This window comes from Mesorhizobium sp. M0244 (genome assembly GCF_040321795.1).
Classification (GTDB): Bacteria; Pseudomonadota; Alphaproteobacteria; order Rhizobiales; family Rhizobiaceae; genus Mesorhizobium.
On record NZ_JAMYSE010000017.1, the window covers coordinates 47,355 to 67,297 of the forward strand.

Consider the following 19,943-nt stretch of genomic DNA (forward strand, 5'->3'; position numbering starts at 1 on the left):
CGTGGCGGAGCTGCGTGGAGCGCTGATCGGCTGCGGCTTCTTCGCCGTCAATCAGATGCATGCCTGGGGCGACATAGAGGGAGCCTCGATCGCCGCCATCTGCGACCGCGATCCGGACCGGCTGCGGATCGTCGGCGACCAGTTCGGGGTCGCGCGGCGCTATACCGACGCGGCTGCTTTGTTTGCCGGCGAAAGGCTGGATTTCGTCGACATCGCCACCACCGCACCAAGCCACAGAACGCTCGTGGAGATGGCGGCGCAGCACGGCGTGCCGGTAATCTGCCAAAAACCGTTCGCGCCGACGCTTGCCGACGCCAAGGCGATGGTGAAGGCATGCGCCGACGCCGGCGTGCCGTTGATGGTGCATGAGAATTTTCGTTGGCAGTCGCCGATCCAGGCGGTGCGCGCCGTGCTCGACAGCGGCGAAATCGGCACGCCCTTCTTCGGACGGATTTCGTTCCGCTCTGCCTATGACGTGTTTTCGGGCCAGCCCTATCTGGCGACCGGAAGGCGCTTCATCATCGAGGATCTCGGCATCCACATCCTCGACATCGCCCGCTTTCTGCTGGGCGACGTCTCGACGGTCACTGCGCGAACGGCGCGCATCAATCCCAATATCGCCGGTGAGGACGTCGCGACGATGCTGATGGACCATGCGAGCGGCGCGACCTCCGTGGTCGACTGCAGCTACGCGAGCAAGCTCGCGACAGAGCCGTTTCCGGAGACGCTGATCGAGATCGACGGCAGCGATGGCACGATCCGGCTGGCGCAAGGCTACCAGCTCGCCGTCACCGGCAGGAGCGGGACAGTCGTCAGCGACGTCTCGCCACCGCTGCTGGCCTGGGCATCGCGACCATGGCACAACATCCAGGAAAGCGTCGTCGCAATCCAGCGGCATTGGGTCGATTGCTTGACCAACGGAACCGAGCCCGCGACCTCGGGCGCGGACAATCTCAAGACATTGGCGCTGGTAGAGGCGGCGTATGCCGGCGCCGCAAGCCGGGAGCCGGTGCAACTCGACGCCTTGCTGAAATGACAGCCGACGCCTTCCTCCTCTATGGCACACGTGCCGTTGAAGCCGAACCGGTCAGGCTGCGCGCCGGCGCGCTGACGGCGGACTTCGTCAACGGCAATCTGCGCACCATTCGGCATGGCGGCACCGAAGTTCTGCGCGCCATCGCCTACATCGTCAGGGATCGCGACTGGGGCACCTACGAGCCGACACTGGCCGACCTTACCATCGAGCAGGATGCCGAGGCTTTTTCCGTCAGCTATTCGGCAAGTTGCCAAGCACCGGACGGCAGCCGGCTTGGCTTCCGCGCGACCATCAAGGGCTCCGCCGATGGCCAGTTGGTCTTCGACGTGAGCGCTCTTCCCGACAGCGATTTCGAAACCAATCGCTGTGGCTTCTGCATTCTGCATCCGATAGCCGGCCTGGCCGGCAGCCCGGTCACGATCGAGCATACCGACGGCAGTGTGGTCGCGACGCGGCTTCCGGAGCTGATCGATCCCTGGCAACCTTTCAAGGCTTTACGGGCGATCACCCATGAGGTCCGGCCGGGCGTCACCGCCGAATGCCGGACGGAAGGCGACACGTTCGAGATGGAGGACCAGCGCAACTGGTCGGATGCGTCGTACAAGACCTATGTCCGGCCGCTCGCGCTGCCATGGCCCTATGTGCTGCCTGCCGGCAAGACCTTCCGCCAGACCATCAGCTTGCGGATAGAGGGTCGCGGGAAAGTGCCAGCTGCTGCGGCAACCGCCGAACCAATTCGCGTCACGCTCGGCCAAGCCGGACCGGCGCTGCCGGATATCGGCGTGATCATCTATCCGGATGAGGTCGAGGCCGCGCTGGGCAAGCTGCCGATGCTGTCCGAGCTTGGTCCGCAGCAATTGATGTTCCACTACGACCCGACGCGTGGCCATGGGCTCGACGCCTTGAGGGCTTACGCCCAGCTCGCCGCCGCCTATCCGGTCCGGACAACGCTCGAATGTGTCATTGCCTGCGATGGCGATCTCGACGCCGAGCTCTCAGGCGCCGCCGACGGGGTGCGCAAGGCCGGTCTCAAGCTCTCGGCCATTGCCGTCTCGCCCTCGGTCGACCGGCAGTCGACGCCGCCGGGCAGCGCATGGCCGCAATGCCCGCCGCTCGAAGACGTTTATGCCGCGGCGCGGCGTGCCTTTCCCGACATCCGCCTCGGCGGCGGCATGGTCAGCTATTTCACCGAGCTCAACCGCAAGCGCGTTCCTGCGGACCTCCTCGATTTCGTCACCCACTGTACATGCCCGATCGTGCACGCCGCCGACGATCTCAGCGTCATGCAATCGCTGGAGGCGCTGCCTTTCATCACAGCCTCGGTGAGGGCGATCTTCGGGCCAAAACCCTATCGGATCGGGCCGTCGACCATTGCCATGCGCCAGAATCCCTATGGCGGTGCGACCAAGGCCAATCCCGACAGTCAGCGCATCGCCATGGCCGACCGCGATCCTCGCCATGCCGGGCTGTTCGGAGCCGCATGGACGATCGGCTACGCCGCCAGCGTCGCTCCGGCGGGGCTCGAAATGCTCACGCTCTGCAGCTTCACCGGGCCGTTCGGCGTGTTGGCCTCGTCGGGTGAACCGGTCGAGGAAGGTACAGCTCGGCTGATTTTCCACGCGGTGAAAGGACTTTGCGAGTTGGCCGGCCATGCGCATGTGGCGGCGACAACGACCGATGAGACGCGGGTGCTGGCAGTGGCCGGCCGCTCCCAGACAGGCAAGATCATCATCTGGCTGGCGAACCTTACCCCTGATGACGTTCCGGTCGATGTTTCCGGGCTCGGCTCCGATCAGGGTCCTCTGAAGCTCTGGGATGGACGAATGTCACGCCAGATTCAGCGAGACACGTCGGGCCGCGACCGTCTTGCGATGACGCCCTACGCAATCGTCCGGATCGGCTGAAGTCATTTGCCAGGGTTCATGAGTCGCCGCAGTTCCGCAGCGGTTGCCCGTAGCCGCAGCACTTCCGCTGCCGACTTGTCACCGGATTTGCTTTCGAAACTCGCCTGGTGCCATTCCAGTGGTCTTGGAAAAAAGACGGCTGAACGAAGCGACGTCCTGATATCCCACCCGATAGCAAATTTCTGAAACGCTCAGTTTCGTTTCCTCAAGCATCGATTTTGCCAACTCCAGCCGCCTTTCCTGGATCCATTTTCCCGGCGTTGTCTGGAGCTCGTCGAAAAATCTGCGAGACAGGGTTCGCGAAGACATCGCCAATTCGGTTGCGAGAAATTTCAAATCGATTTCTGGCATCTTGTCTTTCGAGAGCTCGCGCAGCTTGTTCTCGAATGGGCTGGCCTCGTTCGAAATTTCGTCGAGAGGAAATTCGTAGGGACTCTGGAATTTGCGCGGCGGAGGAAGAACTAGAAGTTTTCGAATGATCCGCTCCTCCTTTGAGAAGCCCAGATCGATCAGCAAAGCCCTGGCGAGTTCGAGTCCGGAAAACCCGCCTCCGCATGTGTAAAGGCGGTCCTGGCGAATGATCAGGCGGGAAGAGTCCCATCGCACTTGCGGAAACCGGCGGCTTGCCTCGGTTTTCAGCCACCAGGATATCGTCGCGCGTTTGCCGTCCAATAATCCCGAATTGGCGAGCAGATAACATGCGCCGCAATGTGCGGCGATGATTGCGTCCTGCTGCTGCGCGAGCGCTATTAGCGGTTTTGAATGTTCACTCTCCTCGTCGAGCGAGCGCAGAAGCTCCGGAATCTCGACACCCGGCATCGCAATGAGAATCAGGACATCCATTTTTCGGGATGGTTGAGCCTTTGTCGGGAAGGAAATTCCGGTGCTTGATGTTGACGGCGCGCCCCTTGAAACGAACTCACATGAAAGAACCTGTGAACGGCAGACGTCATTCACAAGCTGAAACATTTCCACGAGCGTGGAGACGACGGCCGAATAGAAATTCGACGGCAGCCAGATCACAACGTGGAGGCTCCTGACAGCCATTGCGGTACTCCCGGTGTCGTTCTCGTCGGATGGCAAGTCTAGCATAGTCTTTGTCAAAATTGCCAATTCCAGAAAAAGCGCGGCGCCTCCAGGATGGCCGTATACGGGCTTGCTGACGGCGGCATCGCCTTTACGACGCTGTTCGTAGCTGCCGCTTCCGGAGTGGCGCCGACGCCTTGTTCGTGGGGCGCTGGCGTCGACCTCCCTGCAGATCGGCGCTGCATTGGGTCTCGCCGCCATTCTTGCGGTGGCCAAAGTCGGTTTGGGTGGGGTCGGTTTGGGCGGGCAGGCCGGCGTCGCACCGGATGTCGTCAACGGGCTGCGCGTCGCCGGTTGGTTCGCGGCGGCGGCGGCTCTCCTCGGGGCGGTTCTTGCGCTGACGCTGAAGCAGCGGAATACGGTGTTGCCTCGGGATGTTGCCGCTTGCCCCGAAGCTGCATCCTAATCTTTGGTCAGTCAGAAAAACCGATGAACAGGGTCCCGGCCGCTAAGCCGGTCGGGACTGCGCTTCTTTTTCAGTTGCCGGAATTCATCACGTAAAGCGCACGCGAGCGTTCGAGGTGCTTGATCATCGCCTTCTCGGCGCCATCCGCATCCTTGGCTTCGATGCGTCCGATGATCTCTTCGTGCTCGGTCAGCGTGAACTTTTCCTTGCCGGTCCAGATCAGCATTTCGGTGTGGTACTCCTTTAGCCAGCCAAGCATTGCCTCGCTGACCGCGACATAGATCGGGTTGCCGGATATTGCCGCGATCTGGGTGTGGAACTTCATGTCGGCGGATATGAAGGCTTCCGAGTCGCCGCGAAAGCTGCGCTGCTCGGCGACGGTTGCCCGCAGCCGCTGCACATCCTCGGCGGTGGCCTTTTCAGCGGCTTCCTTGACCATGCCGCGCTCGAAGAAGATACGCGCGTTCTTGAGGTGCTCCAGCGTGTCCTTCGATGACGACAGGATGATCTTGGCCGCGCCGTCGACCTGCTTGATGATCGACTTGGCGGTCAGCTGCAGCACCTTGGCCCGCTCGCCATGCGAGATCGCGACCAGCCCCATATTGCTCAACGCCTGCATCGCCTCGCGGATGGCCGGCCTGCCGACCTCGAAGCGCTCCATCAATTCGCGCTCCGACGGCATGTCGTCGCCCGGCAGCAATTCGCCGCTGGTGATCAGGCGCTTCAGTCTCAAGAATACTTCGTCGGAAAGCTTGCGCCGGACGATCGGCTCCGAACGGTTCATCGTCGCGAATCACTCCTATGACCGGCCTCTATCTAGCATTTCCGCCGCGAATTCCGGTACGCCTGTCGCCCCCTCGCCCTTACCTGCCAGGCCGGATAGGGCTTGCAATGCTTATGTACTCATTATACCAGATTTCGAGGGCCAAGGAACCTTTTTCGAACTCACCCCGGCAGGCCGCGCGAATATGATTGTTCTTACTTATCGCATCGAAACGCCAGGCAATATCGAGGCGCTGGCGGCCAAGATCGCAAGCGACCAGTCGACCGGAACCTTCGTCGCGCTGGCCGGCGAGACCGAAGAGCTCAAGGCCAGGGTCGCGGCGCGCGTCCTAGCGATACGGCATCTGCCGGACGCGGACCGGCCGTCACTTCCAGAAGCAAGCAATGGCCCGTTCAAACGCGCCGACGTCGACATTGGCTTTCCGCAGGACGCCATCGGCACCGACCTGTCGGCGCTGATGACCATCGCCATCGGCGGCACCTTTTCGATCAAGGGCCTGTCCGGCATCCGTGTCGTCGACATGAAGCTACCCGAGGAGTACCGCAGCGCGCATCCAGGCCCGCAATTCGGCGTCACGGGCAGCCGCAGGCTGACCGGTGTCACCGATCGTCCGATTATCGGGACCATCGTCAAGCCGGCGCTGGGGCTCCGCCCGCACGAGACGGCCGCAATGGTGGAAGAGCTGATTGCCGCCGGCGTCGATTTCATCAAGGACGACGAGAAGCTGATGAGCCCGGCCTATTCGCCGCTGTCGGAGCGGGTGAAGGCAATCATGCCGCTGATCCTCGACCAGGAGCAGAAGACCGGCAAGAAGGTCATGTATGCCTTCGGCATCTCACATGCCGATCCCGACGAGATGATGCGCAACCACGATCTGGTGGTAAAGGCCGGCGGCAATTGCGCGGTGGTCAACATCAATTCCGTGGGCTTCGGCGGCATGGCCTTTCTAAGAAAACGCTCGAAGCTGGTGCTCCACGCCCACCGCAATGGCTGGGACATTCTCACCCGCCATCCCGGCCTCGGCATGGATTTCAAGGTCTGGCAGCAGTTCTGGCGGCTGCTCGGCGTCGACCAGTTCCAGATCAACGGCATCGCCTCGAAATACTGGGAACCGGACTGGTCCTTCGTCGAATCGTTCAAGGCGGTGACCACGCCGATCTTTTCGCCGGCCGATTGCGCATTGCCGGTCGCCGGCTCCGGCCAGTGGGGCGGGCAAGCGCCTGAAACCTTCCAGCGGACCGGCCTGACGGTCGATCTTCTCTATCTCTGCGGCGGCGGCATCGTCAGCCACCCGGACGGGCCGGGCGCCGGCGTCCGCGCCGTGCAGCAAGCCTGGCAGGCGGCGGTCCAAGACATTCCGTTGGCGGATTATGCCTTGAGCCATGTCGAGCTGGCGCAGTCGATCGAGAAGTTCGGCGACGGCAAGGCGGCCTGACGCCATGCAGAGCCTGCTTCTGAGCTATTATGGCGACGACCTCACCGGCTCGACCGACGTGATGGAGGCGCTCGAGCTCGGCGGGGTGCCGACCGTGCTGTTCATGCGCCAGCCCGACGAGGCGCTGCTTTCGCAGTTTGCGCATTGCCGCGCCATCGGGCTGGCCGGCACCAGCAGAAGCGAGACGCCGCAGTGGATGGACACGCATCTGCGCAACGCCTTCGCCTGGCTGAAAACCCTTACCGCCGAGATCTGCCACTATAAGGTCTGCTCGACCTTCGATTCCAGCCCGGCGATCGGCAGCATCGGCAGGGCGATCGAGATCGGCCGCTCGGTTTTCCGGCAAGATAGCGTGCCGCTGGTCGTCGGCGCGCCGCAGCTCAAGCGCTACACCGCATTCGGCCATCTGTTCGCGGCCTATCGCGACAAATATTTCCGTATCGATCGCCATCCCGTGATGAGCCGTCATCCGACCACGCCGATGGATGAGTCCGATCTGCTGATCCATCTGTCGCGTCAGACAGACCTCGCCTCTGGGCTGGTCGACCTGGCGACGCTGCAAGCGGCGTCGCGGTCCGAAGCATTCGACCGGCTTGTGGAGAATGGCACAGACATCGTGCTTGTCGATGTCGACAGCCTGGAAACCCAGGCGCTTGCCGGCAAGGAGATATGGCGCGCTCGCAAGCCGGGCGGTTATTTCGTCGTCGGCTCTTCGGGCATCGAATATGCCTTGCTGGCTGAATGGGCATCGAACCGGATCGTGGATGCCAACCCCGCGTTTTCGCCGCCGGGCGCTGCCGACAGGATCGCCGTGGTCTCGGGGAGCTGCTCGCCGACGACGGAACGACAGATCCGGCATGCTCTGGCCGATGGCTTCGACGGGATCGAGCTCGACCCGGTCGAACTGGTTTCTGAGGCTTCCGACGACGCTATTGCGCGCGCGGTTGCAACCGGCCGCTCCAGTCTGGCAGCCGGGCGCAGCGTCATCCTCTACACCGCGCTCGGACCCGCGGCCGACCGCGGTGCTGAAATCGATCTCTGGGAAGGCGCCCGCCATAAGCTTGGCCGCGGCCTTGGCGAGCTTCTCCGCGAACTGACGCTCGAGCAGAGACTGCAGCGCGTGGTTATCGCCGGCGGCGACACGTCGAGCCATGCACTTGGCCAGATGGGCGTCGATGCGCTGACGGTGCGAATGCCGCTACCGGCATCGCCGGGCTCGCCGCTTTGTCTCGCGCATTCGCGCATAAAGGCGATTGACGGGCTGGAAATTGCCCTCAAAGGTGGGCAGGTCGGAACCGACCGCTATTTCTGCGCTATTCGCGATGGGGTCGGCGGTTGAGAGCATGGATCTAGGTAAGTCGTTTGGTCCTCAAATCGGAGCTCGGCAAAATCCATTAGCCGGCAAAGCAACCAGCAGCGGCGTGCTTGATCCGGGTCACCTCGTACGGGCCATCGCCCTGACTGGATGGCGCTGACGGGCATAGGCGACGCAGGCGTCCACCGTGCTGACACAGAGCGCATCGCGGTTGTTCGGCAGGTTGTTGTCGCCGGCGTAGGCGATCTCGGCAACATGGCCGTCAATCATTCGAATTTGCGTGTTGCAATAGCCGCCGGGGGCGACGTTGACGGAACCTCCGAGCGCCGGGACGGGGCCAATGGCCACGGTCGGAACCACAATGTTGAGATTGCCGCGTTGAACGACGCGCTGATAGGTCCAGATCTGGCCGGATCTGCCAACATCGGCGGTGGCGGTCGGAAAGCCGGCGCACATTCGAACGTCCGCTTCGCTGAGGCCGACCATCTCCTTGCGGGCGGCCGCCGCCGTGGCGTCTTCCTTCGCACTGCTCGACGTGTCGTCCGGCATGACGCAGGAGGACAGGATGGCGGCGCTTGCCGATAGAACGAGAAGGGCAAGCTTTCGGATGTGGAAAGATGTCATACCAACTTCGGATTGCACGGGAGCCCCAATGCCAACCTAGGAAGTGAGCCAATCGAGTCAACCGGCAGAAATTCACGAAGTCGTTGGCACGCTATGCCACCGCGTATCTGCTGCAAGGGGTTGACGCTGCCGCCGTGACCCTCGCGCCCTATCTTCCGCCTGGGCTTTCCCACCCCCGACCCCTTTTGTCAGATGTACTGGCGCACGGTGCTGTGACTTTGGTTCGGCCGACGGTGTGCTAGTTTCCAGCCAGTTGCTCCGGAGACGTCATGCCTATCAAGCTGCAAGAAATCGCCCTCGCTCTTCTGCTGTTGGTCGCCGGCGCTGGGTCCGGTCATGCCGAGACGGCCCAGCGGCCGCCTGCGGGCGGGGTTCTCTCGCTCCTGCCGCCGCCGCAGACTTCCGATCATTCGATCGTCATTGCCGGACGCACGCTCGATTACGAGGCCAAGGCCGGCACGTTGTCATTGCCGTCCGGCACAGGCGATATCACCGCCGAGATTTTCTACGTCGCCTATGCCCTGCACCCCGGAAAAGAAACGGGACCGGATCCGCGGCGCTCGATCACCTTCGTGTTCAATGGCGGTCCGGGAGCGGCCTCCGCCTATCTGCATCTCGGCGCACTCGGTCCGCGGGTCCTGGCGACGGCGGCCGATGGAAGTTTCCTGCCGCCGCCACAGAGGCTGTTCGATAACCCCGACACTTGGCTCGACATGACCGACCTGGTCTTTGTCGACCCTGTCGGAACCGGTTACAGCCGCGAAGCGCCCGGCACGGAAGCACACAGCTTCTGGGGCGTCAGTCAGGACGCCGCCTCGATAGGCGCGTTCATCCGGCTCTATCTGGCGCAGACGAACCGCACGGCATCGCCGGTGTTTCTTGCCGGCGAAAGCTATGGCGGCTTTCGGGCGGCATTGCTCGCCAGGAAGCTTCAGGAAGACACCGGCATCAGCCCGAGCGGCGTCGTGCTGATCTCGCCGGCACTCGAATTCACGCTGGTGCGCCCCGATGAGTTCCAGCCGCTCCACTGGGCGCTTGAGCTGCCGTCGCTGGCGGCGGTGCGCCTGCACAGCGAAGGCGTTTCCGGCCCGGCTCTGCAGGAGCGGCTGGCGGAAGTCGAACGCTATGCGCTCGGTGACTATCTGGCGGCGCTTGCCGGCGGGTTGGAGCAAGGTGGACACCTGGCGAGCCAGCGCGTCGCCACAGTCACCGGTCTGCCGCTCGATCTTGTCCAGCGCCACTTTGCACGCATTCCCATAGGGCTCTTCGCCAAGGAGTTTGCACGGGCAAAAGGCAATGTTCTCAGCGCCTATGACGGTACCATCGAGACGGCGGACGTGGCGCCAGAGAGCCTGGGAGTCGACGGTCCAGATCCGGTGCTCGACCGAAGCGTGCCGGCGCTCACCTCCGCCTTTGTCGGCTATGTGCGCGACGAGTTGAACTTCCGCACCGATATCAGCTACCGGCTTCTCAACCACGAAATCAGCGGCAATTGGGACTACGGAACGAGCCCGACGCGTCAGGGCTATGCCGGCGTCATGGACGACCTGCAACAGGCGCGGGCACTGAACCCCAGCCTTGGTGTGCTGATCGTCAACGGCTACAGCGACCTGGTGACGCCCTACATGACCTCGCGCTACCTGCTTGGTCAAATTCCTTCGCTTGCCGGCGCAAAGCCCATTCGCAGCGAGGTGCTGGAAGGCGGGCATATGATGTATCTGAGGCCAGATGGCCGGGCAGCGCTGAAGCAGGCCGCGTCCGAACTTTATCGGACGACGCAATGAGGCGGTCTGTGCAAAAAACGCCGGATGCGCTTTTCGTCCGGTCCGCAAGCCCTAGTTCCTTCGCGATTGATCGGTTACAGATCCAGGATGGCGTCTTTCAGCGACGTTCGACAACGGATTAGCCGGCTCTCCAGAATCGCGCCACTGGCGCGGCGTGCTGCCGAGCGGGCCATTCGGAACACCAAGCCACACAGGCTGACAAGCCTTGTCGACCGCTGGAATGCGCTGTCGCTGGCAATGCAATTCCTGCTCGCGGGCGGTCTATTCTCCCTGTCGGCCATGGTGGTGGTGGGGATTTCCGTCACGAGCCACATAGAAGCCGTGGTCACGCAGAATTCGGCTTCCGCTACTGCTCTTTACGTGGACAGCGTCATCGCGCCACTGCTTCCGGATATGCGCAAGAGCGAAGTCTTAGATGAGAGCGTTGCCCATGCGCTCGATGAAACGCTGGGGCAAGGCGCACTCGGCACAAGGCTCGAATCCTTCAAGCTCTGGCGTCGCGACGGAACCATCCTGTATTCGACCGACAAGACATTGATCGGCAAGCGCTTTGAACCCAGCGACAATCTCCGGGCGGCATTCGCAGGCCAAATGGTTTCGGAATTCGACAAGCTCGACGATCCGGATAGCCAGGCCGAAAGAGCCAGCGGCCTGCATCTCCTCGAGATCTACAACCCGGTGCTTCAGCCATGGTCGGGGGAAGTGGTGGCCGTTTCGGAATTCTACGAGGTCGCCACTGATTTCGAAAGAAACCTGCATCAGGCACTCATTCGAACCTGGCTGGACGTTGCCGCCGTCACAGCGGCTTTCTTCCTTGGGCTCTCGGCAATCGTGTTCCGCGGCAGCCGCACGATTAGCTCGCAGAGCCGCTCGTTGAAGCAGCGCATTGCCGAACTCTCCGATCTGCTTGCTCAAAACAGACTGTTGAGGCTGCGGGTGCAGCGTGCCTCGCAGCGCGCCACCGCACTCAACGAACGCTATCTCAGGCGCATCGGTGCGGATTTGCACGACGGGCCCGCGCAACTGGTTGCTCTCGCGGCGCTGGGAATCGACAGCCCCGTCATTGCCGATCCCGCGACGCCGCCAGCCGAACGTGCACAGGAATTGCTAACCATCAAAGCACATCTGGACGATGCCATGCGCGAGATCAGGAGCATCAGCAAGGGCCTTGTCCTGCCGCATATCGAGCATGCAGAATTGGCCGAAATTCTCGAGCTTGCCGTGCAGGCGCACGAAGAACGAACCGGAGCCAAAGTGGCGCTATCGATGACCGGCGGCCATGCGACATTGTCGCCGGCGGCCAAGATCTGCATCTTCCGCTTCGTCCAGGAGGGGCTGAACAACGGATTTCGCCATGCCGGAGGTGAAGGTCAGTCGGTCGAGAAACATTTCGACGGCGAGCGCGTTTGTATCGAAGTGTCCGACGCCGGCCCCGGCTTTGACCCGCAAATCGTGCGTCCCGAGAGGCTGGGGCTCGTTGGGCTGCGCGAGCGGGTGGAAAGCCTAGGGGGCCAGTTTACCGTGACTTCCTCACAAAGTGGCACAGTCGTAAGAATGGCCCTCAACATCATTGAAATGGGGCAGACATGACCGCAGCCATCAAGCTCGCTATCGTCGACGATCACCCGCTATTCAGGGAAGGCGTTGTTCGCACGCTCGATCAGATCGGCGGGTTCGAGATCGTCGGCGAAGGAGACAGCAGAGACGATGCCTTGCGGATAGTCGAAGACCGGCAGCCCGACATTCTGCTGATGGACATCTCGGTGCCTGGGGGTGGCCTTGGCGTGATCGGACCGGCCCTGGAGCGGCATCCGGCACTGAAAATCGTGATGCTGACCGTTTCGGAAGAAAACCAGCACGTAATGACGGCGTTGCAGAGCGGGGCAAGGGGCTATGTTCTGAAAGGGGTCGGGTCGAGGACGTTGGCTGCGATCCTGCGCACGGTAGCGTCGGGCGAACGATATGTCTGTCCACAATTGTCGGCGCGCCTGTTGGCCGATCTCTCGGCTCTATCAAATGAGCCGGCGAAAGCTGACGGACTTGCCGAACTCACCAGCCGCGAAAGGGAGATCCTGACGCTGGTTGCTGCGGGACTGAGCAACAAGCGGATCGGGCTTCGGCTGAACCTGCATGAGAAAACGATAAAGCACCACATGACGCGAATCCTGGCCAAGCTCAACGTCAGCAACAGGACCGAAGCCGCGATGACCTTGCGCGACGCGACTGAGCGCCGGCATCCGTCTGTTCGCGATCATGCTTGAGCCAAAATTGCCGCACGGCACGGCTATGTGAACTGGCCGTCAATCGATCATTTCGAGCAACCTGTCCCGGTCAGAACGCGTCGCCAGGCGCCGAATGATGGTGCGGCCTTTGGCGTCCCGCATTTCATATTGGCCGCTGTCGATGCGTTCGCTGAGGCCGTTCGAATGCACCACGCCGACGCTCGGCCCACGCACCTCGACCCGGTCTCCTGTGGTCGCGTTGATGAAGAGTTTTGGCTTGCTGTCGGGGTTTGCCACAGGGGCCAGATCAGGGGGATTGTCCTCCTGCGACTTTGCTTTGCCCTTGCCCGCATTGCTATTCGAGTTTGAATTGCCGGAGTTTCCACCCGGATTGCCGGAATTGCCGTTCCCGTTCCCGTTGCCATTTCCGTTCCCACCATCTTTGGCACAGGCAGTTTGCGGGCCGAGCGTCGGCGACGGTCCATCGAACACGATGCGATAGGGGCTCACGACGAGAATGAAGGTCAACGGGATTGCAGAAATGCCGACACGACGTCCTCGTGAAGATCCGGTCCTTCGTCTCCGGGTCGTCATCGATGAAGTTGCCAGTCGCATATTGGAAATCCCCTTAACCGTACGGCTATGTCGTACTGCCTCCTGTTCGCATTCGTGTCATGCCTAAAACAATGGTTTGCATCCGGGACGTCAAGACCCACCAGTCCCACGATGGTAACTGGTGGGTCTCGCTAGCGCAGGAAGGGACTATTTACTGCGCAAGTCTTTTGCCTTCCTTTGGTTGCGTCTCGGCGATAGCGCCGACTTCCCACCGTCAGCCAACAATAAATCCAATGGCCGCGATCCCGAAACACAGGCCAAATAACGGAAAAAGCAACCAACGCGCCTGGTGAACGCTCGGGTCCATAGCGGCCTCCTGTAACAGTCGGCATCGCAACGGGGTCATCGGAGCTCGGTTCCTGAAACTCTCGCATTTGGGGCTTTTGCGATAGCAGCCTCGGACCAAAGTTTGGCTGTGCAGGTCCTTGGTCGACAGGCCTACAGACTGAAGTCCTATACCAGGAGCAATGGACCCAGCCCTGCGTTCGGCGGCCTTTGTATCCACCGGGCGGCTGCGATCCACCGGTCCCTTCGAATGCTTTGCGTTCCTGGCTCTATGGCAGCAGCGATGTTGGTCCACTGCCATATCGTTGAAACGTCACCAGTACAGACCCATATGCGAGTTGCGTCGGATGTCTCCTCCCATTGCGTCCGGCGCGTTCCCCTCTGGAGGTTATAGACCTTCACGCTTGGCCGGGCTTAACAGTCCGGCCTTTTTCTATTGGTCATTGTGCAGCCTATCCGCCTGACGGCTCCTTTTTGCGAGGCCCACCCTAAAAATCGATTTGCAAATGCATTCATGTGCTCATAACCTGTCATTAATGAGCACGATTTCCAAAGTTGCCACGCGAGCGGGCGTATCGCGCACGACAGTGTCGCATGTCATCAATCATGCCGACCGGGTGTCGAAATCGCTGCGTGAACGCGTACAAGCGGCGATCGACGAACTCGGCTACACGCCGAACCCACAGGCGCAAAGCCTGCGCACCGGCCGCACCAACATCGTCGCGATGCTGATCCCGGACATCCGCAACCCGTTCTATCCGGAGCTGGTGAAAACGGCGCAGTCGACGCTCGAAGTGGTCGGCCTCGACATGCTGATCTTCAACACCGACGTGCCGGGCGGACATTCACAGGTTCACGGGCGCGAGTATTTGCGCCAGATCGGGCGCAAGCGGGTCGACGGCGTCATTGTCGCCGACTTCGCGCTGCATGGCATGCACAGCGAACTGCTCGGGCTCGATCTGCCCGCCGTCTTCATCGGCCATCTCCCCAACCATGCTGTCGACAGCGTCCAGCTGGATGATTTCGGCGGCGGCTATCTGATGGGCGAGTATCTGGCGAAGAGGGGCCACCGTCGCGTCGCCCATGTCACCGGGCCATCCTTTTTCAAGGAGGCGATGGCGCGCGCCGCCGGCTTCGAAAAAGGGCTCGCCGACAATGGCGCGCCAATCGCCGCCGATCTGCGGTTCGAGGGAAGCTATCTTGCCCCGTCAGGACGGGAGGCGGTCACTTGGCTCCTGGAGAAGCACGGCGGAAACCTGCCGTCGGCGATGTTCTTCGCCAACTATCTGATGGCCTCTGGTGCGCTGACTGAATTCTATGACCATGGGGTCAATATCCCTCAGGACATGGCCGTCGCGGTCTTCGATGACCTGCCTCAGCTCGAATATGTCAGGCCGAAGCTGACCCGTGTCGGCAACAGCCCGACAATGCTCGCCAAGCGCGCCACGGAAATGCTGCTCGAACGCCTGGGCGGCAAAGTCGAGGGCGCGCCACGCACCGAAGTGATCCCATGCGCGTTGAGCCCATCCGACAGCGCATGACGCCAAATGCCGGCAGAGGGAACGGAGGTCCCTTCGCCAACGTTCGACCGAAGAACACCAAAGGGAGGAAATGATGACTGACAAAACGACCCGCAACCGGCTGTCAGCCGGCCTCAACCGCCGTCGGCTGATCCAGGGCGGCGCCACTTTCGCCGCCGCCGGCCTCACAGGCTTCCCGTTCATCAACAGGATGGCCGTGCGCGCCCAGGAAGCGCCGTTGAAATTCTGGCAGTTCTATGCGCCTGGCGGAGACGTGAAACCGCAGGTCCAGTGGTTCCAGAAGCTGGTGGCCGACTGGAACGACGGTCACGACCAGAAGGTTGATCTCGAATATGTCGTCAACAGCGAATACATCTCCGGCTCCAAGCTGGCGACGGCCTTCGCGTCGGGCGAGGGGCCGGACATCTTCCTCATCAGTCCCGGCGATTTCCTGCGTTATTACAATGGCGGCGTGCTGGCCGACCTGACGCCGCATATCGAGGACGCCGCCAAGGCCGATTTTCCGGAAAGCGTCATCGCCAACCGCATGGTCGACGGCAAGATCTACGGGGTGCCGATGGAGGTCGAGCCGATGGCCTTCTACTATTCGATCAAAGCGTTCGAGGAAGCAAAGCTCAACGAGAACGACGTGCCGAAGACTTGGGACGAGCTGTTGGCGGTTGCCAAGAAGCTGACGACGCCCAACCGCTATGGCGTGCTGTTCGAAACGACGCCCGGCTACTATCAGAACTTCACCTGGTATCCGTTCCTGTGGCAGGGCGGCGGCGAATTCCAGGGCAAGGACGGTAAGAGCGCCTTCGATTCGCCGGCCACCGTCCAGGCGCTGAAGCTCTGGCAGGATGCCATCAATACCGGCGTGGCGCCCCGTCAGGTGGTCGGCGGCGGTTTCGACATCGTCGCCAATCTCGGGGCGGGGCTGTGCGCCATGCAGAACTGCGGCATCTGGGGCATTTCGGCGATGGACAACAACGCCAAGGATGTGCCCTACGGCATCTTCAAATTGCCGACGCCGGCCAATGGCAAATACGTCACCGTCGGCGGCGGCTGGGCTTTCGTCGCCAATGCCGGGGGCAAGAACCCGGATGCTTCCGCCCAGTTCTGCGCCTGGGCGCTGGCCTCGATGGATCAGGCCTCGGTCGACCGTGTCGTCAACTGGTGCACGGTCGCCAAGAGCGACATGCCGCCGCGAAACAGCGCGCTGAAGGCCGGCGCCGATGTCTTCAGCACGGGTAAGTTTGGCACCTTCGCCAAGGAGATCCACCCGGGAACGCGTGCCGAACCGCGGATTCCGCCTGAAGCCTACAAGATCATCTCCGATGCCATCCAGTCGGCACAGCTTGGCGGGGTCGATGCCCAGCAGGCGGCGACGGCGGCCAGTCAGCAACTCGACGCGTTCCTCGCGTCCTATTCCGGCGCGCCGATTCTTTAGGCCGCTTTCCAGTATGCGCATGGACCAGATGAAATCGCCGGCCGCGAGCGCCAAATCCGCTCGCGGCCTTACCGCCAAGCAAAGGGAGCGCTACGCCGCATGGCTGTTCGTCCTGCCCGATGCGCTCGGCCTGCTGGTGTTCGTCGGCGTGCCGATGCTGCTTTCGCTCGCTGTCGGGTTCTTCGAGGTCAACGGCTTCGGCGGCTATAGATTCGTCGGGTTCGGCAATTACAGGCGCATGTGGGGCGACCCGTTGTTCTGGTCGTCCGTGAAGGTGACCGTGGCCTATGCCGTGATGCTGGTGCCGGCACTCTACGTCGCCGGGCTGGGGCTGGCGCTTCTGGTCCAGAAGACCAACCGCTTCAACGCGGTCATGCGCTCGATGTTCTTTGCTCCGCAGATGGTCAGCCTGGTCGTAGTGGCGCTCGTGTGGCAGCTCATGCTGGTCGAGAAGGTCGGCATCGTCAGCCGGCTGGCGCCGCTCGTCGGCCTCAGCGGAATTTCGCTGCTCGGCGATCCAAATCTCGCGCTGTTCACCCTGGTGCTGGTCAGCGTCTGGTTCCTTATGGGCTTCTATATGCTGATCTTCCTCGGCGGGCTCCAGGACATCCCGGCAGAGTATTACGAGGCAGCAAAAATCGACGGCGCTGGGCCAGCGACAAGCTTCTGGTACATTACCTTGCCACTGCTCAAGCCAACCAGCTTCTTCGTCCTCCTGGTCTCGCTGGTCGCGGCTGTCGCCGGTGGCCAGGTCTTCGACCTGATCTATGTGATGACCAAGGGCGGGCCGGTCAATTCGACCTCGGTGCTGATCATCTACATCTACAAGCAGGCGTTCCAGTTCGGGGCCTTCGGCTATGCGTCGGCAATGGCATCGCTGCTGGTGCTGGCGCTGATGCTGGTCACGGTCTTCTTCTTCATACTGACGCGCGGCGGGCGTTTCGAGCATGACTGACAGCCGAACTCCTTCCGCGCGTTCGCAGATACAAGCGGCGAGGTTCGCCTGGATGCTGGCGACCGCGGCGCTTGGCCTGATGACCGTGTTCCCGCTCGTCTGGATACTGGTCATCGCGCTCAAGCCAGCGAGCGACGTCTTCACCCCGAGCCTCATTCCGGAACGGCCGACGCTCGGCAATTTCCTCTATGTGCTGACCGAGGTGCCGTTCCTGCGCTATCTCTTCAACTCGTTCTTCGTATCGGCGACGGTGACCGTCGCGGCGCTGTTCTTCCATTCGATGGCCGGCTATTCGCTCGCACGGCTGCATTTTCCGGGCCGCGACACGCTGTTCCTCGCCATGTTCTCGACCTTTCTGGTGTCGCTGCCGGTGATCATCGTGCCGCTGTTCATCTTGACGCGGATGCTGCACATGCTGGACAGCTATGCCGGGTTGATCATTCCGGCGATCTTCAACGCATTCGGCATCTTCCTGCTCAGACAATACTACCTGTCCCTGCCGAGGGAACTGGAAGAAGCGGCGATCATGGACGGCGCCAGCTATTGGCGCATCTATTGGAGCATCATCCTGCCGCTCAGCCGGCCGATCCTGTCGGCATTGGCGATCCTGTTCTTCCTCGCCAACTGGAACGCTTTCCTGTGGCCGCTGACGATCACATCGGACCTCGATCTCTGGGTGGTGCAGGTTGCCATCGCAAACTTCAAGAGCCAGTACGCCGCCGCCTGGAATTACGTCATGGCCGCCTCGACCATCGTCGCCGTGCCGATGCTGGTCCTTTTCGTGATCTTCCAGCGCCAGATCATGGAATCCATCAAGACAAGCGGCCTGAAATAACTGCTGAAGCAAGAGGAGAACCACATGGACAACGCCGGCCTGTCGCCGCTTCGCGGGCTCGCCAAATTGCGCGACGCCAAAACCCGCCGGTTTTCAAGCTACGACCGCACCGGCGGCAATGACGACCGGCTGCATATAGAACCCGGCCAGACGGTGGTGATTGCCGAGCATGACGGTGCCGGCATCGTCACGCATATCTGGGCGACACTCGCCTGTAAGAGCGAGGACTTCCTGCGCAAGATCGTGCTGCGCGCTTACTGGGATGGCGAGGAACATCCAAGCATCGAAACGCCGATCGGTGACTTCTTCGGCATGGGGCATGCCCGCACCCGCAATTTTGCCAGCCTGCCGGTGCAGGCAAGCCCCGAGGACGGCAAGGCCTTCAACTGCTATTTTCCGATGCCGTTTGCCAGCCAGATGCGGTTCATCGTCACCAACGAAGCCGAGGACGACCTGCTTTTCTATTACTATGTCGATCTCGAACTGCATGAAAAACTAGAGGAGGGCCTGGGTCGCTTCCATGCCCAGTACAGGCAGGAGCGACCTGATGGCATCGACGAGACGGGGCTCGCCAACGAGCAGATCCTGTTTGGCGGTGAAAACACCGACGGGAAGGGCAACTACGCCATCCTGGAGGCGGAAGGTCACGGCCACTATGTCGGCGTGCTCTATTCGGTGTATTCGCGCCGCCGCTCCGCTCTATGGGACTGGTACGGCGAGGGCGACGACATGATCTTCGTCGACGGCGAGCCAGGCATTTCGGTCCCGGATACGGTGCGCAAGCCCGATCCGCGTATCGGGCCGAAGGCCGAACTGATCGGCGATCGTGGCGAGACCAGCCCCGACGCCAACGATGCCTGGCCGCCGACTCTACACGGCACCGGCACGGAGGATTATTTCAACACGGCATGGTGCCCGACACAGGACTACAGCGCGCCCTATCACGGCATCATCGCTGCCGGCGGGCCGAACTGGACCGAGCCGGTAACGCTCTATCGCTGGCACATAGAAGACCCGGTCATCTTTCACAAACGCATCCGGGTGACCATCGAGCACGGTCACGCCAATCGCCGCGCGGACGACATCTCGTCGGTCGCCTTCTGGTATCAGGCCGAACCGCACAAGCCGTTCGGAGCACTTGCCGATGTCAAGGACCGCATCCCCACCTTTCGCGCGCCTTATCACAATTGGAATGCCGCCTTCGACGAGAAGAGGCGTTAAAGCGGGATGCGTTCAAATTGAACCGCGCATCCCGCGCTATCTGCGTCGGGGCACGATCCTGCCGTAGCTCGCCGCCTCAGCTACGAGGTGGAAGTTGCTGGACAGACCATGTGTTGCCGTCGGGATCCTTAAAGAAGACAAATTTGCCCCAAGGAAAATCCTTGATATCGCTGACCTCGATACTTTGAGCGGCGAGGTGCCGGTGCGCCTTATCGATATCGGGCACGACCAGTTGCAGTCCCCTTATGGAGCCTGGGGTGCTGTCGACGATACCCTTGCCCATGGCAATCGAACAGGCCGAACCGGGCGGCGTCAATTGCACGAAACGTAGCTCGTCGCTTACCGTGTGATCATGATCGAGATGAAAGCCGACCTTCCCAACATAAAAGGCGATTGCATTGTCGACATCCGTTACGGGTACCGGGACCAGTTCCAGCTTCCAATCCATGTCAGGCCTTTCGCAGCT

Annotated in this window: 18 protein-coding genes; 13 read left to right on the top strand and 5 right to left on the bottom strand. The window is 61.7% G+C overall.

Annotation, left to right across the window (positions count from 1 at the left end; translation table 11 throughout):
- The first annotated feature begins 1 nt into the window (after position 1).
- Both NKJ08_RS13780 and apnL read left to right on the top strand, forming a co-directional pair.
- Complete coding sequence (locus NKJ08_RS13780) at positions 2-1,036, top strand: Gfo/Idh/MocA family protein (RefSeq protein ID WP_352524513.1); 1,035 nt, start codon at positions 2-4, stop codon at positions 1,034-1,036.
- Entirely contained in the window at positions 1,033-2,940 is a 1,908-nt protein-coding gene (apnL, locus tag NKJ08_RS13785; protein WP_352776754.1) for a D-apionate lactonase, read from the top strand. The genes NKJ08_RS13780 and apnL overlap by 4 nt, the downstream gene beginning before the upstream one ends.
- Positions 2,941-3,018: 78 nt before the next feature.
- On the opposite strand, the gene NKJ08_RS13790 is transcribed toward apnL, so the two are convergent.
- The gene (locus NKJ08_RS13790) at positions 3,019-4,227 is read right to left on the bottom strand and encodes a GlxA family transcriptional regulator (protein WP_352524510.1); all 1,209 of its coding nucleotides are present in this window, start codon (positions 4,225-4,227) and stop codon (positions 3,019-3,021) included.
- On the opposite strand from NKJ08_RS13790, the gene NKJ08_RS13795 reads away from it, so the two are divergent.
- On the top strand, positions 4,211-4,432 hold the full coding sequence (locus NKJ08_RS13795) for a hypothetical protein (protein WP_352524509.1): 222 nt from the start codon (positions 4,211-4,213) through the stop codon (positions 4,430-4,432). The two genes, NKJ08_RS13790 and NKJ08_RS13795, sit on opposite strands and share 17 nt — an antisense overlap.
- Before the next feature lie 70 nt (positions 4,433-4,502).
- On the opposite strand, the gene NKJ08_RS13800 is transcribed toward NKJ08_RS13795, so the two are convergent.
- Positions 4,503-5,216: a transcriptional regulator NanR gene (locus NKJ08_RS13800; RefSeq protein WP_352524507.1), complete on the bottom strand. Its 714-nt coding sequence runs from the start codon at positions 5,214-5,216 to the stop codon at positions 4,503-4,505.
- Positions 5,217-5,400: 184 nt separating this feature from the next.
- Here NKJ08_RS13800 and oiaX point away from each other — a divergent pair, with 184 nt between their 5' ends.
- On the top strand, positions 5,401-6,651 hold the full coding sequence (gene oiaX / locus NKJ08_RS13805; protein ID WP_352776755.1) for a 3-oxo-isoapionate-4-phosphate decarboxylase OiaX: 1,251 nt from the start codon (positions 5,401-5,403) through the stop codon (positions 6,649-6,651).
- A 4-nt stretch (positions 6,652-6,655) separates the two neighbouring features.
- Entirely contained in the window at positions 6,656-7,990 is a 1,335-nt protein-coding gene (locus NKJ08_RS13810; protein ID WP_352524505.1) for a four-carbon acid sugar kinase family protein, read from the top strand.
- A 96-nt stretch (positions 7,991-8,086) separates the two neighbouring features.
- Here the strand turns inward: NKJ08_RS13810 and NKJ08_RS13815 are convergent, their stop codons facing one another.
- Positions 8,087-8,590, bottom strand: coding sequence for a hypothetical protein (locus NKJ08_RS13815; RefSeq protein ID WP_352524504.1), 504 nt, complete (start codon positions 8,588-8,590; stop codon positions 8,087-8,089).
- A gap of 269 nt (positions 8,591-8,859) precedes the next feature.
- Between NKJ08_RS13815 and NKJ08_RS13820 the strand changes: the two genes are divergently transcribed.
- The 3 genes from NKJ08_RS13820 to NKJ08_RS13830 all read left to right on the top strand — a co-directional run bounded on the left by NKJ08_RS13820 (position 8,860) and on the right by NKJ08_RS13830 (position 12,635).
- Positions 8,860-10,374, top strand: a complete 1,515-nt coding sequence (locus NKJ08_RS13820; protein ID WP_352524503.1) for a S10 family peptidase — start codon at positions 8,860-8,862, stop codon at positions 10,372-10,374.
- A gap of 237 nt (positions 10,375-10,611) precedes the next feature.
- Positions 10,612-11,964, top strand: a complete 1,353-nt coding sequence (locus NKJ08_RS13825; protein ID WP_352524697.1) for a sensor histidine kinase — start codon at positions 10,612-10,614, stop codon at positions 11,962-11,964.
- Positions 11,961-12,635, top strand: a complete 675-nt coding sequence (locus NKJ08_RS13830) for a LuxR C-terminal-related transcriptional regulator (protein WP_352524501.1) — start codon at positions 11,961-11,963, stop codon at positions 12,633-12,635. The genes NKJ08_RS13825 and NKJ08_RS13830 overlap by 4 nt, the downstream gene beginning before the upstream one ends.
- Before the next feature lie 39 nt (positions 12,636-12,674).
- Here NKJ08_RS13830 and NKJ08_RS13835 read toward each other — a convergent pair whose 3' ends face one another.
- Positions 12,675-13,124, bottom strand: coding sequence for a hypothetical protein (locus tag NKJ08_RS13835; protein ID WP_352524500.1), 450 nt, complete (start codon positions 13,122-13,124; stop codon positions 12,675-12,677).
- A gap of 908 nt (positions 13,125-14,032) precedes the next feature.
- Between NKJ08_RS13835 and NKJ08_RS13840 the strand changes: the two genes are divergently transcribed.
- The 5 genes from NKJ08_RS13840 to NKJ08_RS13860 all read left to right on the top strand — a co-directional run bounded on the left by NKJ08_RS13840 (position 14,033) and on the right by NKJ08_RS13860 (position 19,477).
- Positions 14,033-15,037: a LacI family DNA-binding transcriptional regulator gene (locus NKJ08_RS13840; RefSeq protein ID WP_352524498.1), complete on the top strand. Its 1,005-nt coding sequence runs from the start codon at positions 14,033-14,035 to the stop codon at positions 15,035-15,037.
- Between the two features lie 73 nt (positions 15,038-15,110).
- Positions 15,111-16,466: an ABC transporter substrate-binding protein gene (locus tag NKJ08_RS13845; protein WP_352524696.1), complete on the top strand. Its 1,356-nt coding sequence runs from the start codon at positions 15,111-15,113 to the stop codon at positions 16,464-16,466.
- A gap of 19 nt (positions 16,467-16,485) precedes the next feature.
- Positions 16,486-17,421 (top strand): carbohydrate ABC transporter permease, encoded by a 936-nt coding sequence (locus NKJ08_RS13850; RefSeq protein WP_352524497.1) that lies wholly within the window; start codon positions 16,486-16,488, stop codon positions 17,419-17,421.
- Complete coding sequence (locus NKJ08_RS13855; RefSeq protein WP_352781982.1) at positions 17,414-18,256, top strand: carbohydrate ABC transporter permease; 843 nt, start codon at positions 17,414-17,416, stop codon at positions 18,254-18,256. The genes NKJ08_RS13850 and NKJ08_RS13855 overlap by 8 nt, the downstream gene beginning before the upstream one ends.
- Before the next feature lie 24 nt (positions 18,257-18,280).
- The gene (locus NKJ08_RS13860) at positions 18,281-19,477 is read left to right on the top strand and encodes a glycoside hydrolase family 172 protein (RefSeq protein ID WP_352524494.1); all 1,197 of its coding nucleotides are present in this window, start codon (positions 18,281-18,283) and stop codon (positions 19,475-19,477) included.
- Positions 19,478-19,553: 76 nt separating this feature from the next.
- Here NKJ08_RS13860 and NKJ08_RS13865 read toward each other — a convergent pair whose 3' ends face one another.
- Positions 19,554-19,925, bottom strand: a complete 372-nt coding sequence (locus NKJ08_RS13865; RefSeq protein WP_352524493.1) for a VOC family protein — start codon at positions 19,923-19,925, stop codon at positions 19,554-19,556.
- Between the last annotated feature and the right edge of the window lie 18 nt (positions 19,926-19,943).

Coding starts and splice junctions, on each gene's coding strand:
- apnL (WP_352776754.1), top strand. CDS start 1,033: ATGACAGCCGACGCCTTCCTCCTCTATGGCACACGTGCCGTTGAAGCC.
- NKJ08_RS13790 (WP_352524510.1), bottom strand. CDS start 4,227: ATGGCGGCGAGACCCAATGCAGCGCCGATCTGCAGGGAGGTCGACGCC.
- NKJ08_RS13800 (WP_352524507.1), bottom strand. CDS start 5,216: ATGAACCGTTCGGAGCCGATCGTCCGGCGCAAGCTTTCCGACGAAGTA.
- oiaX (WP_352776755.1), top strand. CDS start 5,401: ATGATTGTTCTTACTTATCGCATCGAAACGCCAGGCAATATCGAGGCG.
- NKJ08_RS13810 (WP_352524505.1), top strand. CDS start 6,656: ATGCAGAGCCTGCTTCTGAGCTATTATGGCGACGACCTCACCGGCTCG.
- NKJ08_RS13815 (WP_352524504.1), bottom strand. CDS start 8,590: ATGACATCTTTCCACATCCGAAAGCTTGCCCTTCTCGTTCTATCGGCA.
- NKJ08_RS13820 (WP_352524503.1), top strand. CDS start 8,860: ATGCCTATCAAGCTGCAAGAAATCGCCCTCGCTCTTCTGCTGTTGGTC.
- NKJ08_RS13825 (WP_352524697.1), top strand. CDS start 10,612: ATGCAATTCCTGCTCGCGGGCGGTCTATTCTCCCTGTCGGCCATGGTG.
- NKJ08_RS13830 (WP_352524501.1), top strand. CDS start 11,961: ATGACCGCAGCCATCAAGCTCGCTATCGTCGACGATCACCCGCTATTC.
- NKJ08_RS13840 (WP_352524498.1), top strand. CDS start 14,033: ATGAGCACGATTTCCAAAGTTGCCACGCGAGCGGGCGTATCGCGCACG.
- NKJ08_RS13845 (WP_352524696.1), top strand. CDS start 15,111: ATGACTGACAAAACGACCCGCAACCGGCTGTCAGCCGGCCTCAACCGC.
- NKJ08_RS13850 (WP_352524497.1), top strand. CDS start 16,486: ATGGACCAGATGAAATCGCCGGCCGCGAGCGCCAAATCCGCTCGCGGC.
- NKJ08_RS13855 (WP_352781982.1), top strand. CDS start 17,414: ATGACTGACAGCCGAACTCCTTCCGCGCGTTCGCAGATACAAGCGGCG.
- NKJ08_RS13860 (WP_352524494.1), top strand. CDS start 18,281: ATGGACAACGCCGGCCTGTCGCCGCTTCGCGGGCTCGCCAAATTGCGC.
- NKJ08_RS13865 (WP_352524493.1), bottom strand. CDS start 19,925: ATGGATTGGAAGCTGGAACTGGTCCCGGTACCCGTAACGGATGTCGAC.